General features: G+C 74.0%; 6 protein-coding genes and 1 pseudogene. 3 read left to right on the top strand and 4 right to left on the bottom strand.

All coding sequences use genetic code 11. From position 1 onward, the window contains the following. A pseudogene (locus ACYVJ4_RS17900) lies at window positions 1-792 on the bottom strand (acyl-CoA dehydrogenase); the annotation flags it as partial. A gap of 182 nt (window positions 793-974) precedes the next feature. Here ACYVJ4_RS17900 and ACYVJ4_RS17895 point away from each other — a divergent pair. After that, on the top strand, window positions 975-1,604 hold the full coding sequence (locus tag ACYVJ4_RS17895; RefSeq protein ID WP_460461434.1) for a flavodoxin family protein: 630 nt from the start codon (window positions 975-977) through the stop codon (window positions 1,602-1,604). Window positions 1,605-1,793: 189 nt separating this feature from the next. Here ACYVJ4_RS17895 and ACYVJ4_RS17890 read toward each other — a convergent pair whose 3' ends face one another. Genes ACYVJ4_RS17890 through ACYVJ4_RS17880 form a run of 3 tightly spaced genes read right to left on the bottom strand, consistent with a single transcriptional unit; the run spans window position 1,794 to window position 3,197 of the window. After that, window positions 1,794-2,291: a DUF421 domain-containing protein gene (locus ACYVJ4_RS17890; protein WP_460461433.1), complete on the bottom strand. Its 498-nt coding sequence runs from the start codon at window positions 2,289-2,291 to the stop codon at window positions 1,794-1,796. 10 nt (window positions 2,292-2,301) lie between these two features. After that, window positions 2,302-2,841 (bottom strand): hypothetical protein, encoded by a 540-nt coding sequence (locus tag ACYVJ4_RS17885; RefSeq protein ID WP_460461432.1) that lies wholly within the window; start codon window positions 2,839-2,841, stop codon window positions 2,302-2,304. A gap of 8 nt (window positions 2,842-2,849) precedes the next feature. Then, window positions 2,850-3,197 carry a hypothetical protein gene (locus ACYVJ4_RS17880; RefSeq protein ID WP_460461431.1) on the bottom strand — a complete coding sequence of 116 codons (348 nt, stop codon included), beginning with the start codon at window positions 3,195-3,197 and terminating at the stop codon, window positions 2,850-2,852. 67 nt (window positions 3,198-3,264) lie between these two features. Here ACYVJ4_RS17880 and ACYVJ4_RS17875 point away from each other — a divergent pair, with 67 nt between their 5' ends. Both ACYVJ4_RS17875 and ACYVJ4_RS17870 read left to right on the top strand, forming a co-directional pair. Then, the gene (locus ACYVJ4_RS17875) at window positions 3,265-4,023 is read left to right on the top strand and encodes a beta-phosphoglucomutase family hydrolase (protein ID WP_460461435.1); all 759 of its coding nucleotides are present in this window, start codon (window positions 3,265-3,267) and stop codon (window positions 4,021-4,023) included. After that, complete coding sequence (locus ACYVJ4_RS17870; RefSeq protein ID WP_460461430.1) at window positions 4,020-6,353, top strand: glycoside hydrolase family 65 protein; 2,334 nt, start codon at window positions 4,020-4,022, stop codon at window positions 6,351-6,353. The genes ACYVJ4_RS17875 and ACYVJ4_RS17870 overlap by 4 nt, the downstream gene beginning before the upstream one ends.

Raw genomic sequence — 6,353 nt, 5'->3', positions numbered from 1 at the left:
GGCCGCGTCGGCCAGCGCCGCGCCGGCCGCGCGCAGCGCCAGGTCGACCTCACCCAGGTGCCAGAGCGCCAGCTGGTCGGGCTCGCGTCGCCCGGCCGCCGCGTGCAGCGTGCGTCCCAGCGCGACCGTGGCGCCGTACCAGCAGGCCGCGACGCCGGCCCCGCCGTGGGCGAAGCCGGGACGCCGCAGGTACCACCCGTCGTCCCCCACCGGGACGGCCGGGACGTCGTCCAGGTCGACCGGACCGGACGGCACGGCCGTCAGGCCGCGCGCGTGCCAGGTGCCGTCCTGAACGCGAACCCCGCTGTGCCGCAACGAGATCGCGAAGAGCCGCCGGTCGCCGTCGGTGTGCGCCGTCACCAGCGCGTGGCTCAGCGCACCGGCCAGCGAGCACCACGGCTTGGTGCCGGTGAGCCGCCAGGACCCGTCGTCCGCCGGGGTCGCCTCGAGCCGGGCTCCCGGGCCCTCGGCCGCGAAGACGCCCCACGTGGTGCCGTCCAGCGGCGCGGCGCCGACCACGTCCAGGGCCACGGGGTCGACCTGCGGGTCGTCCCCCGCCTCGCCGAGGATCGCGACGGCGTCCAGGTGCGCCTCCACGACCCGTGCCGTCGTGAGGTCGACCGCGGCCAGCGCGGCCAGCAGGTCCCAGCGCTCGGCCGTGCTCCCCCGCCCAGGCAGCGGCGCCTCCCCGGTGAGCCGCGCGGCCAGCGCCAGCGCGGCGTCGACGTCCGGGCCGTGCACGGCTGCCACCCGCTCCTGCAGCTGCGGTCGCAGCGCCTCGCCCACCACCACGTGCCGGCCCTCCTCGCCCCGTACCCGCCTCCCGCAGGCGGTCCGCCGAACGTAACGCCGACCTGGCCCCGGCGCTCGGCGTGCGGCTGCGGCCACGGCGGGGGAAGGTGGGGGGACGTCCAGCCAGCGGCGTGCCACCGATCCCGGCGGCCCCGCGTGGCCGCCCGCCCTGGAGGGCACCTGTGACGACCGCACCCCGCGAGCCGCTGAAGGCGCTGGCCCTCGTCTGCACCCTGACGCCCTCGCCAGCGGCGTCCAGCAGCCAGCTCATCGCCGAGCAGCTGCTCGACGCCCTGCGCGAGCACGACGTCGAGGGCAGCCTGGTGCGGGTCGTCGACCACGACGTCCGTCCGGGGGTGCAGCTCGACATGGGCGACGGGGACGCGTGGCCGGCGATCCGCCAGCAGCTGGTGGAGGCCGACCTGCTCGTGCTGTCGACGCCCACGTGGATGGGGCAGCCGTCGAGCATCGCCCAGCGCGTCCTCGAACGCCTGGACGCCGAGCTGTCCGAGACCGACGACGAGGGCCGGCTGCTGACGTACGGCAAGGTCGCCGTGGCCGCCGTCGTCGGCAACGAGGACGGCGCGCACCACATCAGCGCGATCCTGTTCCAGGGTCTCAACGACGTCGGCTTCAGCCTCGCGGCCCTTGCGGTGACGTACTGGAACGACGAGGTCAAGGGCGAGATGCGCGACTACAAGGACCTGCCGGAGACACCGGAGGGCGTCGCCTCGACGACGCGCACCGTAGCGGCCAACGCCGCCCACCTGGCGCGGCTGCTGAAGGAGGCGCCTTACCCGGCCTCGTCCTAGCCAGACCCGCAGGATCCGTTCTCGGGGAGTGAGAAGGAACCTCATGCACGTCGCTGCGCTGCCGGGGGAGCAGCCCAGGTCGACCAGCTCGCGACCCGTCGCGGCCGACGGCTACGGCGACCCGGACCACGACGACGCGGACGCCGTCGGGGTCGACCCGCCGGTCAGCCCACCGCCGCAGGAGCCGGTTCAGCGAGCGGCCCGCGGACCCGCGTCAGCCGCGTCGGAGCCACCGGACGACGAGCCGTCCTGACGCTGGAAGAACGAGATGCGTCCGTCGGCCTCGAGGACGGCGAGGTCGACGTCCGCCATCCGGCGCACGCCCTGCTCGCGCGCGGCCTCGTAGAGGTCGTCGGTGGTGAGCCGCTCGGCGTCCATCACGGGGCGCTGCATCTCCCCCGCGCTGACCACGACCACCGGCGCGCCGTGCACGACCGGGCGCAGGCGCGGCCAGCGGAAGTTCACGTACGACAACGCCGACGTGAGCAGGGCGAACACCGAGATGGCCAGCACGGCACCGGTGAGCGAGTAGTCCTGCTGGGTCACGCCCTGCTGCACGAGGTCGCCCATCGCGACGTAGAGCAGCAGCTGGAAGGTGCTGAGCTCGCCGAGGGTGGCCTTGCCGGTGGCCCGGGTGACCATCCACAAGAACACGTAGATGACGGCAGCACGGACGACGATCTCCACGTCGGCCTCCTCAGGGCAGCAGGAACGTCTTGTAGCGCAACGAGACCCGCGGCTTCCCGTCGGTCATCACGGTGACGGTGCCGTCGCGCCCGAGCTGGCTGCTGGGCGCGATGTACGCGTCGTAGCCGACGACGAACGTGTCGCCCGGCGGCGGGTCGAAGTCGAGGTAGACGAAGTGACCGGCGCGGGTCTCGCCGGAGGGCTCGGGGAAGAAGCGCTGCGACTCGAAGATGTCGAAGTAGTCAGCGTCGACCGCCAGCGTGATGGCCCCGTCGAACCCGCCGGGGTGCCGCACCTGCACGGTCCACGGGACGTCCCAGCCCGACCGCGCGATGCGCGCGTAAGTCAGCGTGGCGGTGTACCCGTCGCCGGTGGCCGTGCGCTGCGCGGAGTGCACGCCCAGCAGCCCGGTGGCACCGGCCGCCACGACCAGCACCATCACCAGCACGCCAACGCGGCGCCAGCGCTGCGCGGTGCGGGCAGCGCCGTGGTCGCGCACCGACGGCAGGGTCTCGGGCTCCTGGTCGTACGCGACGGTGCGGAACGGCACGGCGCGGCCTAGCCGTTCGGGCCGATGTCCGGACCCTCGCCGGGTCCGGCGTCGTGCTCGTCCGCGCGCTCCTCGCCCTGGTCGCGCGGGACGAACCGCGCGTCCAGCACCGTGATCCGGCCCTCGGCGGCCTCGGACGCCACGGCGTCGACCCAGCGCTCCGGTTGCGGCGGCAGCCCGGCCTCGGCCACCGCGACGTCCAGGCGCTGGCGCAGGTCGGCGACCGACCGTCCCGGTCCGTAGCGCGCGAGGTCGACCACGACCTTCTGCAGGACTTCCTTGTGCCGCAACGTCTCGTCCTGGTCCTCGTCGACCGCGAGGGGCTGCGGCACCTCACCAGGTTCGTCGGTGCTCATGAGTCCCACCCTCTCGCCGTCGCGCGCCGCCCGCACGCCGGAGCGGGCCAGGACTAGCGTGACGAAGGTGCTGGGACTACCTGACGACGTCACCGCCTGCCTCTTCGACCTGGACGGCGTGCTCACCGACACCGCCAGCGTGCACACGCGCGCGTGGAAGGCGATGTTCGACGCGTACCTGCGCTCGCGGGCCGACCGCACGGGCGAGGCCTTCGTGCCGTTCGACGCGGGGGCCGACTACCAGCAGTTCGTCGACGGCCGACCGCGGGACGACGGCGTGCGCACCTTCCTCGCCAGCCGCCACATCACCCTGCCGGACGGCGACCCCGACGACCCCGCGGACCAGGCCCCGGGCGCCGAGACCGTGGCCGGGCTGGGCAACCGCAAGAACGCGGCCTTCCAGCAGACGCTGCACACCGACGGTGTGACGGTCTTCGAGGGCTCGCGCCGCTACCTGCAGGCCGTCACCGACGCCGGGCTGGCGGTGGCCGTGGTGTCGTCCAGCGCCAACACCCGCGACGTCCTGGCGGTCACCGGTCTGGACCGGTTCGTGCAGCTGCGGGTCGACGGCATGACGATCCGCGAGGAGCACCTGCGCGGCAAGCCCGCGCCCGACACGTTCCTGCGCGGGGCCGAGCGGTTGGGGGTGGAGCCGGCGCGGGCGGCCGTCTTCGAGGACGCGCTGTCGGGCGTCGAGGCGGGCCACGCCGGCCGCTTCGGGGTCGTCGTCGGCGTCGACCGGGTCGGCCACGCAGACGCCCTGCGCGAGCACGGCGCCGACGTCGTCGTCCAGGACCTCGCCGAGCTGCTGGAGGCCCGCTCGTGATCACCCAGAGCGCGTTCCCCGTCGAGCCGTGGCAGGTGCGCGAGACCCGGCTCGACCTCGACCTGATCGCGCAGTCGGAGTCGATCTTCGCCCTGAGCAACGGGCACATCGGCCTGCGCGGCAACCTCGACGAGGGCGAGCCGTACGGCCTGCCCGGCACCTACCTCGGCTCGTTCTACGAGACCCGGCCGCTGCCGTACGCGGAGGCCGGCTTCGGCTATCCCGAGGACGGCCAGACCGTCGTGGACGTCACCAACGGCAAGGTGATCCGGCTGCTCGTCGACGACGAGCCGTTCGACGTCCGGTACGGCGAGCTGCTCGACCACGAGCGCACGCTCGACCTGCGCGCCGGTACGCTCGTGCGCACCGCGCGCTGGCGCTCCCCCGCCGGCAAGCAGGTGCGGCTGCGGTCGACCCGGCTGGTGTCGTTCCCGCAGCGCGGCGTCGCCGCGATCGAGTACGTCGTCGAGGCGCTCCACGAGTTCACCCGGGTGACCGTGCAGTCCGAGCTGGTGGCCAACGAGGACCAGCCCACGCGCAAGCGCGACCCCCGCGTCTCGGCCGTGCTCGACCGGCCGCTCGAGGCCGTGATGCACGAGGGCACCGACCGCGGAGCCCTTCTGCTGCACCGCACCCGGTCGAGCGGCCTGATGATGGCCGCCGGGATGGACCACGAGATCGAGGTGCCCGGCCGGGTCGAGGTCGAGACCGACTGCACCCCCGACTACGCCCGCACCACGGTCACCTGCGGCTTGCGGCCCGGCCAGCAGCTGCGGGTCGTGAAGTACCTCGCGTACGGCTGGTCGAGCCTGCGCTCGCGGCCGGCGCTGCGCGACCAGGTGGCCGGCGCGCTGACCGGGGCGCGGTACAGCGGGTGGCAGGGGTTGCTGGACTCCCAGCGCCAGTACCTCGACGAGTTCTGGGACGGCGCGGACGTCGAGGTGGAGGGCGACGCCGACATCCAGCAGGCGGTGCGGTTCGGCCTGTTCCACGTGCTGCAGGCGAGCGCCCGCGCCGAGCGCCGCGCGATCGCCGGCAAGGGGCTGACCGGCCCGGGCTACGACGGGCACGCGTTCTGGGACACCGAGGCCTACGTGCTGCCGGTGCTGACGTACACGTTCCCGCAGGCCGCGGCCGACGCGCTGCGGTGGCGCGCCACGACGCTCGACCTCGCCCGCGACCGCGCGCAGCAGCTGGGGCTGGAGGGCGCGACGTTCCCGTGGCGCACGATCCGCGGCCAGGAGTGCTCGGCCTACTGGCCCGCGGGAACGGGGGCCTTCCACGTCAACGCCGACGTCGCCGCGGCCTTCGAGCGGTACCGCCTGGTGACCGGCGACCACGGGCTCGAGCGCGAGTGCGGGCTCGAGGTGCTCGTCGAGACGGCGCGGCTGTGGATGTCGCTGGGCCACCACGACCGGCACGGCGTCTGGCACGTCGACGGCGTCACCGGACCGGACGAGTACACCGCCGTCGTCCGCGACAACGTCTTCACCAACCTCATGGCGGCGCACAACCTGCGGTGCGCCGCCGCGGCGTGCGAGCGCAACCCCGAGCTGGCGCAAGGGATGCACGTCGACACCGAGGAGACCGCGCGTTGGCGCGACGCCGCCCGCGACGTGCACCTGCCGTACGACGAGGAGCTCGGCGTGCACCAGCAGTGCCAGGGCTTCACGACGTTCGCGGAGTGGGACTTCGAGGCCAGCGAGGGCCAGTACCCGCTGCTGCTGCACGCGCCGTACGTGCGCCTGTACCCGGCGCAGGTCATCAAGCAGGCCGACCTGGTGCTGGCCATGCAGTTCCAGGGCCACGCGTTCACCGCCGAGCAGAAAGCGCGCAACGTCGACTACTACGAGCGGCGCACGGTGCGCGACTCGTCGCTGTCGGCCTGCACGCAGGCGGTGATGTGCGCGGAGGTCGGGCACCTCGAGCTGGCGCACGAGTACGCGTTCGAGGCGGCTGCGATCGACCTGCGCGACCTGCACCAGAACACCCGCGACGGGCTGCACATGGCCTCGCTCGCGGGTGCGTGGACCGCGCTGGTGGCGGGCTTCGGCGGTCTGCGGGACGACGAGGGCGTGCTCTCCCTCGACCCGCAGCTGCCCGAGGGCATCAGCCGGCTGCGGTTCCGCGTGCACTGGCACGACGTGCGGCTGCTCGTCGACGTCCAGCACCACGAGGTGACGTACTCGGTGCGCGACGGGGGGTCGGCGCGGCTGGCGATGCGGCACGCCGGGGAGGACGTCGAGGTCACCGACCGCGAGCCGCTCACCCGGCCGTTGCTGCCGCGACCGCCGCAGCCGCTGGGCCGCGAGCGCGCCCAACGCGGCTGA

This window comes from Angustibacter peucedani (assembly GCF_054779595.1).
This window is presented reverse-complemented; position numbering and strand designations above follow the sequence as displayed.